This is a genomic window from Salifodinibacter halophilus, from assembly GCA_012999515.1.
In the GTDB taxonomy this organism is placed as follows: Bacteria; Pseudomonadota; Gammaproteobacteria; order Nevskiales; family Salinisphaeraceae; genus Salifodinibacter; species Salifodinibacter halophilus.
In genome coordinates this window covers 1,627,141-1,644,392 of the sequence record JABEEB010000001.1, presented here as the reverse complement: position 1 = coordinate 1,644,392, position 17,252 = coordinate 1,627,141, and the positions used below count along the sequence as shown (strand labels likewise).

16 protein-coding genes are annotated in these 17,252 nt (G+C 58.9%); 11 read left to right on the top strand and 5 right to left on the bottom strand.

Features of this window, described 5'->3' with window-relative positions; all coding sequences use genetic code 11:
- Positions 1-84: 84 nt before the first annotated feature.
- Positions 85-1,614, top strand: a complete 1,530-nt coding sequence (gene betB / locus HKX41_07560; GenBank protein ID NNC24012.1) for a betaine-aldehyde dehydrogenase — start codon at positions 85-87, stop codon at positions 1,612-1,614.
- Between the two features lie 22 nt (positions 1,615-1,636).
- Positions 1,637-3,295, top strand: a complete 1,659-nt coding sequence (betA, locus tag HKX41_07555) for a choline dehydrogenase (protein ID NNC24011.1) — start codon at positions 1,637-1,639, stop codon at positions 3,293-3,295.
- Between the two features lie 225 nt (positions 3,296-3,520).
- Here the strand turns inward: betA and HKX41_07550 are convergent, their stop codons facing one another.
- Entirely contained in the window at positions 3,521-4,513 is a 993-nt protein-coding gene (locus HKX41_07550; GenBank protein ID NNC24010.1) for an ABC transporter substrate-binding protein, read from the bottom strand.
- Positions 4,514-4,869: 356 nt separating this feature from the next.
- Here HKX41_07550 and msrA point away from each other — a divergent pair, with 356 nt between their 5' ends.
- Positions 4,870-5,319, top strand: coding sequence for a peptide-methionine (S)-S-oxide reductase MsrA (gene msrA / locus HKX41_07545; GenBank protein ID NNC24009.1), 450 nt, complete (start codon positions 4,870-4,872; stop codon positions 5,317-5,319).
- A gap of 25 nt (positions 5,320-5,344) precedes the next feature.
- Complete coding sequence (locus HKX41_07540) at positions 5,345-6,451, top strand: ion transporter (protein ID NNC24008.1); 1,107 nt, start codon at positions 5,345-5,347, stop codon at positions 6,449-6,451.
- Between the two features lie 66 nt (positions 6,452-6,517).
- Here the strand turns inward: HKX41_07540 and HKX41_07535 are convergent, their stop codons facing one another.
- Positions 6,518-6,892: a DUF2237 domain-containing protein gene (locus tag HKX41_07535; GenBank protein NNC24007.1), complete on the bottom strand. Its 375-nt coding sequence runs from the start codon at positions 6,890-6,892 to the stop codon at positions 6,518-6,520.
- A gap of 188 nt (positions 6,893-7,080) precedes the next feature.
- On the opposite strand from HKX41_07535, the gene msrB reads away from it, so the two are divergent.
- Entirely contained in the window at positions 7,081-7,467 is a 387-nt protein-coding gene (gene msrB, locus HKX41_07530) for a peptide-methionine (R)-S-oxide reductase MsrB (protein ID NNC24006.1), read from the top strand.
- Between the two features lie 33 nt (positions 7,468-7,500).
- On the opposite strand, the gene HKX41_07525 is transcribed toward msrB, so the two are convergent.
- Entirely contained in the window at positions 7,501-7,875 is a 375-nt protein-coding gene (locus HKX41_07525; protein ID NNC24005.1) for a DUF423 domain-containing protein, read from the bottom strand.
- 179 nt (positions 7,876-8,054) lie between these two features.
- Between HKX41_07525 and HKX41_07520 the strand changes: the two genes are divergently transcribed.
- From HKX41_07520 to HKX41_07510, 3 genes are all read left to right on the top strand, one after another.
- Complete coding sequence (locus HKX41_07520) at positions 8,055-8,909, top strand: lipid-binding SYLF domain-containing protein (GenBank protein ID NNC24004.1); 855 nt, start codon at positions 8,055-8,057, stop codon at positions 8,907-8,909.
- A 2-nt stretch (positions 8,910-8,911) separates the two neighbouring features.
- Positions 8,912-9,616: a monofunctional biosynthetic peptidoglycan transglycosylase gene (mtgA, locus tag HKX41_07515; protein ID NNC24003.1), complete on the top strand. Its 705-nt coding sequence runs from the start codon at positions 8,912-8,914 to the stop codon at positions 9,614-9,616.
- A 63-nt stretch (positions 9,617-9,679) separates the two neighbouring features.
- On the top strand, positions 9,680-10,660 hold the full coding sequence (locus HKX41_07510; GenBank protein NNC24002.1) for a hydrolase: 981 nt from the start codon (positions 9,680-9,682) through the stop codon (positions 10,658-10,660).
- A 96-nt stretch (positions 10,661-10,756) separates the two neighbouring features.
- Here HKX41_07510 and HKX41_07505 read toward each other — a convergent pair whose 3' ends face one another.
- Both HKX41_07505 and HKX41_07500 read right to left on the bottom strand, forming a co-directional pair.
- Positions 10,757-11,095 carry a P-II family nitrogen regulator gene (locus HKX41_07505; GenBank protein NNC24001.1) on the bottom strand — a complete coding sequence of 113 codons (339 nt, stop codon included), beginning with the start codon at positions 11,093-11,095 and terminating at the stop codon, positions 10,757-10,759.
- A 162-nt stretch (positions 11,096-11,257) separates the two neighbouring features.
- Entirely contained in the window at positions 11,258-12,559 is a 1,302-nt protein-coding gene (locus HKX41_07500; protein ID NNC24000.1) for an ammonium transporter, read from the bottom strand.
- A gap of 544 nt (positions 12,560-13,103) precedes the next feature.
- Between HKX41_07500 and HKX41_07495 the strand changes: the two genes are divergently transcribed.
- The 3 genes from HKX41_07495 to HKX41_07485 all read left to right on the top strand — a co-directional run bounded on the left by HKX41_07495 (position 13,104) and on the right by HKX41_07485 (position 17,230).
- Positions 13,104-13,355 (top strand): accessory factor UbiK family protein, encoded by a 252-nt coding sequence (locus HKX41_07495; protein ID NNC23999.1) that lies wholly within the window; start codon positions 13,104-13,106, stop codon positions 13,353-13,355.
- Positions 13,356-13,437: 82 nt separating this feature from the next.
- On the top strand, positions 13,438-14,952 hold the full coding sequence (locus tag HKX41_07490) for a YifB family Mg chelatase-like AAA ATPase (GenBank protein ID NNC23998.1): 1,515 nt from the start codon (positions 13,438-13,440) through the stop codon (positions 14,950-14,952).
- A 268-nt stretch (positions 14,953-15,220) separates the two neighbouring features.
- Positions 15,221-17,230, top strand: coding sequence for a UvrD-helicase domain-containing protein (locus HKX41_07485; GenBank protein NNC23997.1), 2,010 nt, complete (start codon positions 15,221-15,223; stop codon positions 17,228-17,230).
- The last annotated feature ends 22 nt before the right edge of the window (positions 17,231-17,252 follow it).

The following is a 17,252-nucleotide window of genomic DNA, read 5'->3' as shown; positions in this document are numbered from 1 at the left end:
GTTGCCGTGCGGGCAATATGGCCCTATTCTGGTACGTATTTGGCACAGCTGCTTTTCATCGGATTATTACAAACGTGAGGCCGCCTGAAAGACAGCATTTGCGCGCCCTGCGATGTACTTCGGGACTATGGAGTTTGGAAATTGAGTGACACGACCCCCCAAAAGCAACAAGAACTATGGATCAACGGCCGCGCTGTAGCGCCCAAAGATGGCCGATACTTCGAAACATACAACCCGGGGACCGGGCAATCGATTTGCGAGGTCGCTGAAGCGACAACTTCGGATGTGGATGCAGCCGTTCACGCGGCGCGCGAAGCGTTTGTCGACTGGAAAGCGCAAAGTGGAGTTGCGCGTGGCCGTGTGCTTGCGGCATTGGCGGCGAAAGTACGCGAACACAGAGACGAGCTTGCCTGGCTGGAAACGCTGGATGGTGGCAAGCCGATCGCGGAAACGCCGGAAGCCGATGTGGATTCGGGCGCTGATTGTCTCGAATATTTCGCTGGCCAGGCGGCTTCGCTGCAGGGGGAATACCAGGAAGTCGACGGTGGGTTTTTCTATACGCGGCCAGAACCGCTTGGTGTTTGTGGCGGTATCGGTGCCTGGAATTACCCGCTCCAGATCATATGCTGGAAATGTGCCCCGGCACTGGCTGCTGGCAATACGATGGTGTTTAAACCATCGGAGTTGACGCCGCTATCTGCGATCCGCTTCGCTGAGCTGGCCAAGGAAGCCGGACTGCCGGACGGTGTGCTCAATATCGTGCCGGGGGCTGAAGAAGCCGGCCGAGGTCTTACGCAACATTCCAGCATCGATAAGATCTCGCTTACCGGCGGCGTCGATACCGGCAAGAATGTGATGCGTGACGCAGCCGGCACACTCAAGGAAGTGTCGTTGGAGCTGGGTGGCAAGTCACCGATTCTGGTATTTGATGATGCCGATGTGGATGACGCTGTATCCGGCGCGATCCTCGGCAATTTCTATACCCAGGGTGAGATTTGTACTAACGGCACCCGGGTTTTCGTGCACGAATCCGTGCGCGAGGCGTTTCTGACTAAACTGATTGAGCGTACGCGCGCACTCAAAATCGGTGATCCCAAGGCGGCAGATACTGATGTGGGCGCGATGATCAGCCAGGCACATATGGAGCACGTGCTTGAGTATATGCGTATTGGCCGTGAAGAAGGCGCGAAACCGCTGATCGGCGGGGAGCGTGTTTCGGTATCAGGCTGTGAATCTGGTTGGTATGTGGCGCCGACTGTATTCGATGGCTGCACCGATGATATGCGGATTGTGTGCGAAGAAATCTTCGGCCCTGTCATGTCGGTGTTGACCTTTTCCGATGAGGAGGAAGCCATCGCGCGTGCGAACCAGACGCCGTTCGGGCTAGCGGCTGGTGTATTCACTACCGATCTCGGGCGTGCACATCGTGTCGCCGGCGAACTTGAGGCCGGCATTTGTTGGGTGAATGATTACAACGTCACGCCGATCGAGATGCCGTTCGGCGGTATCAAAGAGTCCGGAATCGGCAAGGAGAATAGCCGCCGCGCGCTCGAGAGCTACACGCGACTTAAAAGTGTTTTCGTCGCTAAGGGTGCAGTCGACGCGCCCTATTAACTAAAACGATCGGAGAATCGGTATGAGTCTCGATAAAAACTACGACTACGTCATCATCGGTGCTGGATCTGCCGGCGCGACCTTAGCTGCTCGCCTTAGCGAAGATGGGCGCAATTCGGTGCTACTGGTCGAGGCTGGCCCGATGGACTACAGCTTGTTCATCCACATGCCCTCGGCGTTTGCGCACCCGCTGGCTAACGACAAGTACAACTGGTATTACCACAGTGAGCCCGATCCTTATATGGATAAGCGGAGCATGTACTGTCCGCGTGGCCGGGTATTGGGTGGCTCGTCATCGATCAACGGCATGGCCTACCTGCGTGGTCACGCGCTTGATTATGAGCAGTGGGCCGAAGATTTCGATCTGCCGGACTGGCGGTATCGCAATGTGCTTGGCTATTTCCGCAAAGCCGAGGATTTCGATCAAGGTGAGAATGCTTACCACGGCGTTGGTGGCCCGCTGCATGTGACGACGGGGTCAATGCGTAATCCGCTTTACCACGCTTTTGTGGAAGCCGGCATGGCGGCCGGATATCCGTATACACCGGATATGAACGGTTACCAGCATGAAGGCCTGGGCCCGATGTTCATGACCACAAAAGACGGCGTGCGCTGGTCCACCGCGAACGCGTATCTGCGCCCGGCGATGAAACGGTCCAATCTGACGGTTGCGGCGCATACATTCACTCGCCGAATCCTCTGTGATGGCCAGCGTGCGACGGGGGTCGAGCTCGAGCGCAAGGGCGAGACGTTCCAGGTCGATGCTGAGTGCGAGGTGCTTCTATGCGCCGGCGCGATTAACTCGCCGCAGCTACTTATGCTCTCGGGGATCGGTCCGGCCGAACAACTCGATGCGCACGGTATTGAACCCGTACAAGAAATGGCTGGCGTAGGTGCCAACTTACAGGACCATCTGGAGGTCTATGTCCAGTACGAATGCCGGCAGCCGATCACACTCTACAGTGCGCAAAAACCCTGGAATCAGGCTCGGATCGGGGCCAACTGGCTACTAACGCGGAAAGGCCTTGGCGGCACCAACCATTTTGAATCGGGTGGTTTCATCCGCAGTGAGGCTGGCGTTCAGTTCCCCGACCTGCAGTATCATTTCCTACCCATGGCGATCAGCTACGACGGTAGTAGCTCGGCAACCTGTCATGGCTTTCAGGCGCATATTGGCCCGATGCGGCCCGAGTCGCGCGGCAGTGTGACGTTGCAGAGTGCGGACGCACACAAGCCGCCACGCATTTTATTCAACTACATGGGCACTGAGCGCGATCGCCGTGAGATGCGGGCCGGGGTTCGCTTAACGCGGGAAATAATCGCCCAGTCACCTTTCGATGTTTACCGTGGGCGTGAGTTGGAGCCTGGCCCGGACGTAACCTCGGATGAAGCGATTGATGCGTGGGTTAGGCAAAAGGGTGAAAGTGCTTATCACCCCAGTGGCACATGTCGCATGGGCGGTGATGATGGCGCGGTCGTCGACCATCAAGGCCGGGTTCATGGAATGTCGGCCCTGCGGGTGGTCGACGCCTCGATCATGCCGCGGATTACGAGTGGCAATCTGAATGGTCCGACCATTATGATGGCCGAGAAAATCGCGGATGCGATTCGCGGCAATGAGCCGATTGTTGAAGACCAACCCTGGTTCGAAGCGCCGAACTGGCGTTCCGAACAGCGCTGATCTTTTTCAGCTCATAAAGGACGCAGTAAACCTAGATACCACGATGCCCATGGTGGCTTGCGCACCGTTCGCGGTGTGCCATATCGCCATGGGCGTCGTGCTGTTTTAGTTGCGTTGGATTGTGCGGGCACTAAAGAAGAGTGACCGTACACTCGGAGGAAAGGCGTCGCCCCTGGCTCGGAGCGCCGTATGAGGGCTCCGAGCCAGGGGCGGGGCCGTCTCAAGTCAAGATGAGGGGAACTCGGCTTTTACGGCGTCCATGGCATCCTTCTCGCCATCCGCGGTTTTAACACCCTTGAGCCATTTCGCCACGACGTCGTGGTTGTTCTTGATCCAATCTTGTGCGACTGAATCGAGCTTTTGATTCTTGTGGCCGTACTTATTGATCCAGCCACTCTGGATTTTCGTGGGCACCACGAGTTGCTTGAAAAAGGTTTCAAGATTCGGATGAGCATCCGCAAAATCCGGGTTGATGGCAGTCAGTACTGAGCTACCGCCACCCCAGATTTCTTTCGGGTCTTTCAAGTAGCGAAGATCGTACTTGATGTTCATCCAATGTGGTTTCCAACCCAGGAAGACGATCCATTTTTTGTCTTCCATCTTGCTTCCGGCTTCGGCGAGCATGGCAGCAGTACTGGATGGTCGCAGGTTCCAATCACCGAGGTTGTATGTGTCGTTCTTGATCGCATCGTTCATGGTCTGGTTGCCGTCATTGCCGGCTTCAATGCCATAAATCTTGTGATCGAACTTCTCGGCGTATTTGTCGAGATCGCAGATGCAATGGACGCCTGCATCCCAGACGTATTCGGGCACGACCACGTCGTACTTGGCGTTCGGCACATTCTTAACCAAGAGCCTGATCTTGCCGGCATCGGCCATGGGTTGAATGGTTGATTTTTGTGTTGGCATCCAGATGCCGAGATCGACGTCGATCGAGCCATCTGCAATGCCATGGACGTTGATGACCCAACTGCTCTTGGTCAGGTCAGTTTCATAGCCGATTGCTTCCAGAAGATGGCGGGCAACGGAAGTTTTGACCATTACACCCGGCCACGGTGGCGCGCCGAACTTAACGGTTGTCGCTGCGCCGGCGTTGGCGGTAAAAGCCACCCCAACAGCGAAAAGAAGCGCAACAAGACACTTTTTGACGAAACTCGGCCTGTTTGATCGCAGGTGCAATTGGCGATTATAAGAGTGGTTGTATGCCAATAAGGTCATGTCAATACTCCCGGGGGATTTGTTGTGGACGATTGGATGTCTCGAAGAAAATGCGCATTTAATTTATTAATTATGTACTAAGGCCAGCCATACCATAGCCATCGCCTCTTGATCGGCGAAACGCTTGCCAAAGTTATCGACTCGCTCTGGACACGGCTGGGTGGCCGAAAGTAGCACTTTTGAGACACTAATCTGAGTATCGCACAATCATCAGGGGGAGTTCTATACATCGATTTCGTTCGATATGTTTCGATTGCCCGCGGCGAACGCGCTCGCGCGTAGGCCCGGTCAATAAGGCTGTGGCCCAGTTATGGTTACGTTAACCTAACGCCACTGAATACGTTTGGAAGATGACGATGACCGAACAAGCTACATTCGGTATGGGGTGTTTCTGGAAGCCCGAAAAGATTTTCCGGCAGACGCCGGGCGTGGTTGATACACGCGTTGGCTATGCGGGAGGTCATGTCGAGAATCCGAGCTACAAACAGGTTTGTGGTGGCGATACCGGCCACGCTGAGGTTGTTCAGGTCGACTTCGACCCGGATCGGATTAGCTACGACGCATTGCTCGACGTGTTCTGGGCCAACCACGATCCGACGCAGCGTGACCGCCAAGGGGTGGATGTGGGCTCGCAGTATCGCTCATTGATCCTGACGCACAATGAAACCCAGCACCAAGCTGCAAAAGCCAGTCGCAACGCGCACGCTGCACAGATGCGTCTGGATATTGTGACCCAGATCGAGCCACTCGAAGCATTTTATCCGGCCGAGGCCTATCACCAGCGGTATCTGGAATGCCGCGCTTGATGCACGATCAAACGAGTAGCGTTCTGTGAGCGAGGGTATGCAGTCGCCGGCATTCGGCCGGCTCTTCGATCCCGGCGCCAGTCTGCGCGAGCGTGGTCTGTTGTTATGGGATCTGACCATGGTCGCGCTGGTCTCGGTGAACTTGGCTCTGATCATCGTCGACACGCTCTACGTCATCGGGCCGATCCAGGGGTTGTTAGGTACTGTCTGGCCGAGCGGTCACGACGCCTATAAAAGTTACGTTCACGCTAATTTCGAGCTCATCGACCTGTCTTTCGTGGCGGTCTTCATCGTCGATGTATTGGCGGGATGGGCCGTGGCCGTATATCAGAAGCGCTACGTGCGCTGGTTTTTCTACCCGTTTGTGCACTGGTACGACGTCCTCGGTTGTATCCCGGTCGCCGGTTTTCGTTTTCTGCGTGTACTGCGGCTGGTTTCGATCGTCATGCGCCTGCAGCGTCTAGGCGTGATCGACGTACGGGGTTGGGCGATTTTCCGACGGGTGATGGTTTATTACGACATCCTCGCCGAGGAGATCACCGACCGCGTTGTCATCAAGATGATTTCGGGCGCGCAGGACGAATTAAGCTCGAGCGGCAGCCGGATCGCGCGCCGCGCTATAACCGAGGTGTTTGAGCCGCGTCGTCAACAACTCGTCGAGCGTGCCGCGACGCAGTTGGAAAATGTCATTGCCGAGTCGTATCAGGCGAGTCGTGCCGATCTGCAGCGTTACGTTGCCGATGTCGTGCATCGAGGCGTGGCACGCAACGCCGCGGTCAGAAACATGGAGCGCCTGCCAGTGCTTGGCCGCACGCTCAATCATGCGTTGGATGACGCAATCCGCGATAGCGTCAACAGCGTGCTCGACGAAATCATTGAGAGTTGCACTCGCGCCGAGTTCGAGCGCGTGCTTCAGACCACTATTGACGAGGTTATCGAGCGGCTAGTCAGTGACGAGCAAACCGAGTCTTCGGAATTGGATCGTGCACTGGTCGAGACGCTCGAGTTGGTTAAAGAGCAGGTTGCGGTCAAGAAGTGGCATGGTTATTTCAACACGGACAGCAGCGAAGAAGACGCTGAGGCTGGCCGAGATGCAGGGATTGATCGCACACCCGCTGACGGATCGACCTGAGGACCACCGCTCGCTCTAGCCTGGCGCCACCACTACAGCGGCGCGTGTTGAGCGTTGACGTGCTGGTTACGACAGATCGATCGCGTGCGCCTTGAGGTCGGCCAGGTTGAGTTGTTCCAGCGCCGCTTCATGTGTGGCGCTCAGTTTGATGCGTGGTGCGATGCCAGCTTCCTTGGCTTGTTGCCAGCGTGTGGCACACAGGCACCAGCCGTCGCCGGCCGAAAGGCCGGAAAAGCCGAGTTCCGGCCGCGGCTTTGAGAGGTCGTTACCAAGGGCGGCGGTGAATTCCAGAAAATCATTGGTCATGATCGCGCAGACGACGTGGCGGCCGGCGTCGGCGGTGCCGGTGTGGCAATAGCCATCGCGATAGAAACCGGTTATCGGGTCATGGCAGCAGGCGGTCAGTGGCTGGCCGAGGACATTGCGGGCTTGTTCAATCATGGTGGTTGCGGGCTTAACGTTGTTTTGCGCGATGGTGCATGGCTATCGAAATAACCACGCGGTGTGCAGCTATCGGTTCGTTGTGGCTAATATGGGCCGGCCGCGCCTGGCGACAGATTAGACGCCGGTCAGCGTGGCATCATATTGCAAATCCGATAACCTGATCGTAACCGACAACGGAGGTGATCATGGCACCATCCAACGCCGATGCCAGCGATCGTCTTTCCGCCGAAGCACGTTCGGTATTGCACGACCATGGCACCGAGCCGCCGGGCTCTAGTGATCTCAATAACGTGACCCGAGCCGGCACGTTTTACTGCGCCGACTGCGGCGCGCGCTTGTTCACCACCACGACCAAGTTCGACTCGGGCACTGGCTGGCCAAGTTTCTACGACTGCATCCCCGGTAGCCTGGCATTTTCCGATGACCACAGCCGCGGTATGACGCGTACGGAGTACCACTGTGCCAACTGTGGTGGCCATCAGGGCCATGTTTTTCCCGACGGGCCGCAACCGACGGGGCTGCGCTACTGCAATAACGGTGTTGCGCTCCGTTTCGAGGCCGACGGCGACTAATCGCTTGATGGCGGCGTTCGCGCAGTGAGCCGCTCAGGCGCGCATTAGTACCGCAGCAATAAATAGCGCCCAGCCAATGATCAGCAAGACGCCGCCGATCGGCGTGACGGCGCCGAGTTGCGATACGTTGGTGATGGCGAGCACGTATAGGCTGCCGGAAAACACCAGCGTGCCCAGTGCGAAGCAGACCACGGCGGCGTTGGTCAGCCCGCCGGCCATGCCCAATCGTGCGAGAACACCCAGCAGCAACAGTGCAAGCGCATGGTAAAACTGGTATTGCTCAGCGGTATGCCAGATCGACTGCATGCGTGTTGTTAATGTATCGCCTAAGGCGTGTGCGCCGAAGGCGCCCAGGACGACCGCGAGCAGGCCGTAAAGGCCGCCGATAATCAGTGCAGCTTGTGCCATGTCCGAATCTTTAAGTTGTTGATGCCACGATTGAATGCCGCAGCGAGTCGGGGGCAACGCCGGCCGGCGAACGATTCGCTGTTGGCATTGTCGACCGCTAACCCGCCTGCAATAGCTATACTGCGATGCAAAAGCCAACCTTTGTCAATTTCATGAAATCCACGGAGCATCTTTCGGTGATGAATAAGTCTTTCTGGCTGGTGGTGTTGATGGCCGGCTGCTTGTTGACCGGCACAGCAGTCGCCAAACCGCATCCGTCCCAGCGCGCGAACGAAGTGATCGACGTCCTGCAGCAGTTCGTCCATATCCCGGAAAATGCGATTCCGCCGACGCTATTGCATCAGGCCAAGGGCATCGCCGTTATACCGAATGTGCTGAAAATCGGGTTTGTTTTCGGTGGCCGTCGTGGGCACGGGGTTGTGGCCGTGCGAAAACCGAACGGAAAGTGGTCAAAACCGGCGATGGTGTCGTTGACCAGCGCCTCGTTTGGTCTTCAGGCCGGGGCGTCATCGACTGACGTCATCCTCGTGTTTAAGACGCGGCAAAGCGTTAAACGCCTCGCCCAGGGGCAATTCAATCTCGGCGCGGACGCATCGGTTGCGGCCGGCCCTGTCGGGCGCCACACGGGTGCGTCCACCAATCTGCGTATGAAAGCCGAGATCTACAGCTATTCACGCTCACGCGGCTTGTTCGCGGGTGTGGCCATTGACGGTGGTCGCATCAGTATCGACCAGGATGCGAACTGGTTGTTCTACGACGAGGCCGGCATTTCGGCGGCAGACATTTTGGATAATGGTGGATCGCTGACCATGCCCAAGGCAGGACAGCGCCTTGTTTACACGCTCAATCAATATTTGCCCGCCGACAATACATCGGGAGACCGCGGGTCAGAGTCCGATAACGCAGCGGCCAACGAAAGCGACGGTTCATCCATCGGCAAAGCGAGCGCGCGCCAGAACAGCGGCGGTGTGTCGGTACAGCGGCAAAAGTCGAACGTAACCGAGAGCACTAGCGGTGACGCCGACAGCGGTTGAAAATTCGGTGGCGATATCGCCTGTTGTCGGCCATTGTCGGTGCGGTGGCTGTGATTCTGCTGTTGCCGGCGGCGGCAGTCGGCGCGTTTCGCTTTATCGACCCGCCGACCACGGCCTATATGTGGCGCGTCGCCCATAGCGACGATGTCGCCGTGCGTGGTGGCATTCATCAGCGCTGGCTCGATTTCGAGCGAATGCCGGCCTGTATGCCACTGGCCGTGGTTGCTGCCGAGGACCAGACATTTCCGAGTAACTACGGGTTTGCCTGGCGGGCCATCAAAAAAGCCGTAATCCACGATCTGAAAGGCGGCGATCTGCGTGGGGCGAGTACGATCACGCAGCAGACCGCCAAAAACCTTTTTCTATGGCCGACGCGCAGTCTGTTTCGCAAGGGCGTTGAAGCTTACATCACGGCGTGGATGGTTGCGCTCTGGCCCAAACGCCGCGTGATGAGCGTGTACTTGAACACGGTTCAGTTCGGTGATCGCACGTTTGGCGTTGCGGCGGCGGCGCGCCAATTTTTCAACGTATCGGCGGGCCAATTGACACGCCGACAGTGCGCGCGGTTGGCAGCCGTGTTGCCGAATCCCGCTGGGTACAGTGCCGTGGCGCCGAGCGCCGATGTGCGTCGCCGCGCCCGATGGATTCTCGGTCAGATGAACAATCTCGGCGCCGGTTATCTGAATCGGACATTCGGCCGGCACTAATACCTTGCTGCGGGGTGGTCCGACAAAACATCGACCGATCGCCGGGCCAAAGCTGTCGCTGTGATGATGGAGACCGGTTTTCGTCCCGCCCCCTGGTGTCGCAATCCGCACCTACAAACCGTCGTGGCGGGGCTGTTGCGCCGCCCGCCAGCCGTGACGCTTACTGTCGACACGATCGAATTGGCCGACGGCGATTTTCTGGATGTCTCCATAAGCACTTGGCCGGCCGGGCCAGAGGCACCAGTCGCGTTGATTCTGGCCGGCATCAATGGCGGTCCTGAGTCGCCTTACGTGCGTGGGATCGTCGCGGCGTTCGCGGCGTGTGGCATTCGCTCGGCAGTCATGCACTATCGCGGGCTTGCGCGGCCCAATCGGTTGCCGGAGACGTTCCATTCCGGGCGTACCGAGGATATCGCGGCGATCGTGACTTATCTGGCCGAACGGTTCCCGGATGCGCCGCGTGTTGCTGTCGGCTATTCGCTCGGCGGCAACATGCTGTTGAAATATCTCGGTGAACGCGGCGATAACAGCGCGCTCGCGGCGGCCGCCGCCGTTTCGGTGCCTTTCGATCTGGCGGCGTGTGCCGAGGCGCTCCGTTATGGCTTACGGCGCGGTTATCAACGCTATCTGCTCAGCGGCCTTAAGGCCATGGCCCATGCCAAGCAGGCGAACGCCACCCTGCCATTGGCCGATATCGATTGGTCGCGACTGACCACGTTCGCGTCTTTCGACGACTATGTGACTGCACCCTTGAATGGCTTCGACGGCGCTGCTGATTATTATGCGCGCGTCAGCTGCGCCCCGTTTCTGTCGGCTATACAGACGCCCACGCTGATTGCCCACGCCCGCGATGATCCGTTCATGGTGCCTGCGGTGATTCCCGGACAACATGCGTTGTCATCCGCGATTCGGCTGGAGTTGACCGACCACGGCGGACATGTGGGCTTTGTCGGCGGCCGGTCGCCGTGGCGGCCATCCTACTGGCTGGAGCAGCGTATCCCGAAGTTCATGGCGCAGCGGCTATCGTGCCCTTCGGGCAGATAGGTGAACTGACGCGTCGCAGCAGCCGCTCACATCGGCGATGTGGCGGCTTGCCCGGACGAGCGGCGGTGGCGGATGCCCATGCCGTGATGGTGGCGGCTAAATCGCGTCGCGATCGGTCTCGCCGGTGCGAATACGCACGATCTGGTCGAGTGTTTGTACGAAGATCTTGCCGTCGCCGATCTGACCGGTTTTGGCCGCGTTGCTGATGGTTTCGACGACATCGTCCACGCGGTCGTCCGCGATCACGACTTCCAATTTGACTTTGGGCAGGAAGTCCACGGCGTACTCGGCACCGCGATAGAGTTCGGTGTGGCCTTTCTGACGGCCGAAACCTTTGACCTCGGTCATCGTGGTGCCGTCCACGCCGATATCGGCTAGTGCTTCGCGCACATCGTCCAGACGAAAGGGTTTAATGATGGCAGTAACCATTTTCATGTGATTGGCTCCCTGGCCCTTGCCACAGGCGGCTTAAAGGTAATGTAGTTAGGTTAGATGATGTAGCTGTTGGCTGCAGTAACTGGCTGCTTGTCAGGTCGTCGATGGCTCGACACCCCGGCTCCAGTAACGTCAGTGGCTACGCGTGTGTGATCAAAGCTTTTACAAGTCATAGGCGGTTTCGTCGTGGAGGGACAAGTCCAGCCCGGCGGTTTCTTCCTCGGACGAGACACGCAGACCGATCAAGGCGTCCAGCACCTTGAGCAGGATGAATGTGACGATCGCATCGTAGGCGATCGCCACGGCGACGCCAGCAATTTGCACGCCGAATTGAAGACCGATGCCGCCATCGACGGATTGGCCGGTGCCATCCAAGGCTTGGGCGGAAAAGATGCCAGTCAGTAAGGCCCCGACGATACCGGCGACGGCATGTACACCGAAAGCATCCAGCGAATCATCGTAGCCAGCTCGGGCTTTCAATACGGTGACCGCATAGTAAGCAGAAAAGCTACCGCCGATGCCGATTACTAATGCACCCATGGGGCCGACGTAACCGGAAGCCGGCGTAATCGCGACCAGCCCCGCGACGGCGCCCGTGCAGATGCCGAGCACGCTGGGTTTGCCGTGATGCGCCCATTCCATGAACATCCATGTCAGTGCCGCGGCGGCGGTGGCGTACTGCGTCACGAGCATGGCCATGCCCGCTATCGGACCGGCACTGTAGGCACTGCCGGCATTGAAACCAAACCAGCCGACCCATAATAGGGAGGCGCCGATCAGGGTGTAGGCCATGTTGTGTGGCCGCATCATGGTCTTCGGATACCCTTTGCGTTTGCCCAGTACGAGCGCGGCGACCAAGCCGGCTACACCGGCATTGATGTGGACCACCGTGCCGCCGGCAAAATCCTGCACACCGATATGGTCAAGAAAGCCGCCGCCCCAGACCCAGTGCGCGATCGGCGCATAGACCACGGTGATCCAGAGGGCGATAAACCAGAGCATCGCCGAAAATTTCATGCGCTCGGCGAATGCGCCGACGATCAGCGCCGGCGTGATGACTGCGAAGGTGAGCTGAAATACGACGTCCACGGTTTTCGGGATCGTGCCGCTGAGGCTGTCGATGGCAATGCCGTGCATAAAGATGTACTCAAAACCGCCCCAGACAGCATTAGCCATGCCGCTGTTACCGAAAGCGATCGAGTATCCCCAAAGGGCCCAGATCACGGATGCCAGGCAACAGATCGCAAAGCATTGCATCAGGACTGACAGTGCGTTTTTGGCGCGCACCATGCCGGCGTAGAAAAGGGCCAGGCCGGGCAGGGTCATCAATAGCACCAGGACGCTCGCAGTCAGCATCCAAGCGGTGTCGCCAGCGCTTAGCTGTGCGGGCGTAGCGCCGGCAACAATCGGAAACAGTAGGCCAGACAAGCCGGCACTTCGAGTGGTTATCCTTTTTATGCGCATTGCGTTGATGTTTGGTTTAAATCGCATATGGCTGGTCTCGCTGGTCTGGGCCGGTTATTTATAGCTATCGTTGTTACTTCGCTTTTCGCCGATGGGCGATCAATCAACAATGTGTCGCGTGCCCGTGATATGACCTGCCGTAACCATTGAGCTGGCAACGTCCAGGGCTGATCCGGTTGACGCCACGTTGTGTGTAATCGACCCATTCACCGGTTAATCAAGCATGTTTCATGCCAGAAAAGGCCGGTGTGCGGACCGCCGACGTTGTACGCGTATCCGTATAAGGCTTGGCTCGGTTATTGCACTAGGAACGTGCGGTCGACTTGGGCGCCGGGTATCTGGTTGCACTAAGCTGGTTCAGCCAATGTGGACCGTTGTCACGCGTTTGATGCGCGGCTCATCAATACAGAAGCTGTGCCATATCCGTTTTTTTGCAATCGGAGTGGTGCGGTAAGCTGAATCGCTGTATGGCTCGCATTGCGTTTATCGGGCGGCGCAGTATCCTAGGACTGCGCTTACCAATCATCTGATCTAGATTGCAATCATGATCCGACTCGATACGCTTGCTGATCGTATTAACGCGTTTGTGCCGCCGCAGTTGACCCAGTTACGGACGTCGGTCCAAAAAAACGCGGGCGCGCTGTTGCAAACACAGCTTGGTAAGCTTGATCTGGTGCCACGATCCGAATTCGAGGCCAGCCGGCGGATGCTCGAACACACCCGCGCCAAGCTCGATGCCCTGGAGGCCGAAATGGCCACCAGCGGGGATCAAAAATCCAGGCATGCTGATGACTGAGGCTGGATGCTGGCGCGCGCTGCTGCTTGGCCGGCGCTTGGCGCTGCTCGACTGACGTGTCATCTCGGCCGGTGCTCCGCGCGTGGCGTTAGCGACCGTCTACAGCCGGGCGCAAAATGCACTCCAGGCCGAGAGTGTCGGTGTCGAGGTCGATCTGGCCAGTGGCTTGCCCGCACTGACCGTTGTCGGCTTGCCCGAAGCCGAGGTTAAGGAAAGTAAGGATCGTGTCCGCGCTGCGATCACCAACAGCGGCTACGAATTCCCGACACGGCGGATCACCGTCAACCTGGCGCCGGCCGATCTGCCCAAGGAAGGCGGACGTTTTGATCTGGCGATCGCGCTGGGCATTCTCTGTGCTTCGGGGCAGGTCGCCGCATCTGGGGTGAGACGTTTCGAATTTCTGGGAGAGGTCTCGCTGTCGGGCGAGCTGCGATCGGTGCGTGGCGTCCTACCGGCCGCGCTGGCGGCGAGCGCAGCCGGCCGCGGCTTGATTGTGCCGACCGACAATGGGCCCGAAGCGGCTCTGGCCGACGCTACGGGGGTAGCGTCGGCCGAACATCTGCATGACGTTGTCGCGGCGTTGAATGCAGATGAGTCAACGGCGATGCTGACACGTCCCGAGCCGGTTACGGTCGGTGCCGTCGGCGGCAAGGTTCCCGACCTGGCGGACGTCCGTGGCCAGGCCCAAGCGAAGCGCGCGCTCGAAATAGCAGCGGCGGGTGGCCACTCGATGTTGATGGTTGGCCCGCCCGGGGCTGGTAAATCCATGCTGGCGGCCCGACTGCCGGGGCTTTTGCCACCGATGTCGCGCAGTGAGGCGTTGGAAGTGGCGAGTATCGCCTCGATCAGCGGTGCAGGTTTCGATCCAGCGACCTGGGGCCAGCGCCCGTTCCGCGATCCACACCATACGGCGTCGGGCGTGGCGCTGGTCGGCGGTGGCTCGAGCCCGCGGCCTGGTGAGATCACACGGGCGCATCGTGGTTGTCTGTTTCTGGATGAGCTTCCGGAGTTCGACCGGCGCGTACTCGAGGTGCTGCGCGAGCCGTTGGAGTCCGGCGAAATCACGATCTCGCGCGCGGCACGTCAGACGCGTTATCCGGCGACGTTCCAGTTGATCGCAGCCATGAACCCCTGCCCCTGCGGTTATCTCGGCGATCCATCCGGGCGTTGTCACTGTACGCCGGACCAGGTTAGCCGTTATCGGCGGCGGCTGTCGGGGCCGTTGATGGACCGAATCGACATGTATCTAAGTGTAGCCGCGGTGCCGCGCGAGTCGTTGGTCGGTGAAGACGATACCGTGGCCGAAGCCAGCGCAGCAGTGCTCGAGCGCGTCGAAGCAGCGCGTATGTCGGCCACTCGGCGTGGGACGACCAACAACGCCGCACTCGATGCCGCGACCGTTGATGCGGTGTGTCGTCCGGCCGATGACGCCCGTCAATTGCTCAATCGCGCGATCCAGACACTGAATCTCTCGGCGCGCGGCTATCATCGTATCCTGCGTCTGGCGCGAACGATCGCCGATCTAGCCGGTGCCGAAACAATCGGTGCCAACCACGTTGCCGAGGCGGTGGGCTATCGACAAATGGACCGGCAATAGGAATTCGATGAAAATCGAACACGTCATCGCGGAACAAATTGGGAAATTGGCAACCTAACAATATTAGCGTCGCGGTTTAGCGCAGGCGGATTCACTGCTATCGCAGTAAACGGCTCGACCCCACGCGGCCCGAAATCGCCATTGGTTCAATGCCAGCGTATAGGTGACGGCGGCGCTAATGACGAACAACTGGATCCCTCCAGAGAAGGTTGTCGGTGGCCGGCTCTATAACGGGGCCGGCTATTTTCATTGCTAGAATGCGCCGCCGATGAGCACGCGGCAACTCAATCCGGAACAAAACGAGGCTGTCGAGTACCTGGCTGGTCCACTTCTGGTGCTTGCCGGTGCGGGCTCGGGCAAGACCGGTGTCATCACCGCCAAGATCACGCGTTTGCTAGACCGCGGCTATCGGCCCGATCAGATCGCGGCCGTGACTTTCACGAACAAGGCCGCGCGCGAGATGAAACAGCGCGTCGCCAGCTCCACTAAACGGACCGATACGCAGGGCTTGAACGTTGCAACGTTTCATAGTCTCGGCGTAACCATTATTCGTGCCGAGGCTGACACTCTCGAGCTGAAGCGCGGTTTCTCGATCTTTGATGCCGAGGATAGTGATCGTATTCTGGCCGATCTCGTTGGCCGTGATGTCGATGCGCGCAAGCGCACACGCGCGGCCATCAGTGCCTGGAAAACTGCGTTAGTCGATCCGGAAGGAGCCGTTGCCGAACCCGGTGGCGATGCCGCGGCGGCCAATGCCTACCGTGAATATCAACGGCGATTGGCCGCCTACAACGCCGTCGATTTCGATGACCTGTTGCGGTTGCCGGTGCAATTGTTTCGCGACCACCCGGATGCGCGCGAGCGCTGGCAAAACGGGTTTCGCTACATCCTTGTCGACGAGTTCCAGGACACGAACACCGCGCAGCACGAGCTTTTGAAACTACTGGTCGGCCCCCGTGGTGCGCTGACCGCGGTGGGTGATGATGACCAGTCGATCTATGGCTGGCGGGGCGCCGAACCTGGTCATATCGCAGGGCTTTCGCGGGACTATCCGAACTTAAAAGTCGTCAAGCTGGAGCAGAACTATCGTTCGGTCGGGCGTATCCTGTCCGCCGCCAACGCGTTGATTCGTGCCAACACGCGCGTCTACGATAAAAACCTCTGGAGCGCGCGCGGCGCGGGGGATCCGGTGCGGGTCCTGGCTTGTTCAGACGAAGCGGGTGAGGCCGAGCGTGTGGTTGCCGAGCTGTCCGCACACAGGCTGCGCCACGGCAACCGCTATGGTGACTACGCAGTGCTCTACCGCGGCAACTATCAGTCGCGGGCGTTCGAAAAAGAGCTCCGCGAGCGCAGCATCGGCTATCGCGTGTCCGGTGGACGCTCCTTCTTCGAGCAATCCGAAATCCGCGATTTGGTCGCCTATTTGCGATTGATGGTCAATGGCGACGACGATGCGGCATTTCTACGTGTCGTCAATCTGCCGAAGCGCGAAATCGGTCCGGCTACGCTGGAAACACTCGGGCGCTACGCGGCTAGTCGCCATCGTAGCTTGCTGGCCTGTGCGCGCAGTATCGGTATGACCGGCGGCATGGGGGAGCGTTCCGGCCGGCGGCTGGCCGAGTTCGCCGAATGGATCGCCGATACGGCGGCACGCGGCGAGTCCGGGCCGGCCCGTCAACTGGTTGGGGAACTCGTTAGCGACATCGATTACCGCAACTGGCTGCGCGAGAGCGCGACCAATGCCAAAAGCGCACAGCGCAAGATCGCCAACGTCGATGACTTTTTGACCTGGCTCGGCCAGCTCGACGCCCGGTCTGAAGGTGAGGCGTGTTCGCTGGAAGCTGTCGTGCGGCGCTTGAGCCTATTGGATTATGCCAATAAGGATGATGCCGGGGCTGACAATCAAGTGCAGTTGCTTACGCTACACGCGGCCAAGGGGTTGGAATTCGACCATGTTTTTCTGTCCGGTCTCGAAGAAGGGCTGCTCCCTCATCACTCATGCGTTGAGGATGAAGAAAAATTGGCCGAAGAGCGTCGGCTGTGCTATGTCGGCATTACCCGTGCGCGCAAGTCGTTATCGCTTAGCTATGCGCGGGAACGCCGGCGTGGCGGCGAAACGACGTCCATCACGCCCAGCCGTTTTCTGGACGATTTGCCGGCGGACGAACTTGATTGGCCGCAGAATCGCAATGGTAAAACCGCGAACGCGGACGCTGCGCAAAGCGAACAGAATCTCGCTGGCCTGCGGGCATTGCTGGGCGCCGGCGAAAACACGTAGACGCAGGGCCTGACCAGCGCGT

Excerpts from the sequence above, each read along its gene's own strand:
- HKX41_07535 (NNC24007.1), bottom strand. The coding sequence starts at position 6,892 with ATGATTGAACAAGCCCGCAATGTCCTCGGCCAGCCACTGACCGCCTGC.
- HKX41_07510 (NNC24002.1), top strand. The coding sequence starts at position 9,680 with ATGATGGAGACCGGTTTTCGTCCCGCCCCCTGGTGTCGCAATCCGCAC.
- HKX41_07495 (NNC23999.1), top strand. The coding sequence starts at position 13,104 with ATGATCCGACTCGATACGCTTGCTGATCGTATTAACGCGTTTGTGCCG.
- HKX41_07525 (NNC24005.1), bottom strand. The coding sequence starts at position 7,875 with ATGGCACAAGCTGCACTGATTATCGGCGGCCTTTACGGCCTGCTCGCG.
- HKX41_07520 (NNC24004.1), top strand. The coding sequence starts at position 8,055 with ATGAATAAGTCTTTCTGGCTGGTGGTGTTGATGGCCGGCTGCTTGTTG.
- HKX41_07500 (NNC24000.1), bottom strand. The coding sequence starts at position 12,559 with ATGCGCATAAAAAGGATAACCACTCGAAGTGCCGGCTTGTCTGGCCTA.
- HKX41_07485 (NNC23997.1), top strand. The coding sequence starts at position 15,221 with ATGAGCACGCGGCAACTCAATCCGGAACAAAACGAGGCTGTCGAGTAC.
- msrA (NNC24009.1), top strand. The coding sequence starts at position 4,870 with ATGACCGAACAAGCTACATTCGGTATGGGGTGTTTCTGGAAGCCCGAA.
- HKX41_07550 (NNC24010.1), bottom strand. The coding sequence starts at position 4,513 with ATGACCTTATTGGCATACAACCACTCTTATAATCGCCAATTGCACCTG.
- betA (NNC24011.1), top strand. The coding sequence starts at position 1,637 with ATGAGTCTCGATAAAAACTACGACTACGTCATCATCGGTGCTGGATCT.
- msrB (NNC24006.1), top strand. The coding sequence starts at position 7,081 with ATGGCACCATCCAACGCCGATGCCAGCGATCGTCTTTCCGCCGAAGCA.
- HKX41_07505 (NNC24001.1), bottom strand. The coding sequence starts at position 11,095 with ATGAAAATGGTTACTGCCATCATTAAACCCTTTCGTCTGGACGATGTG.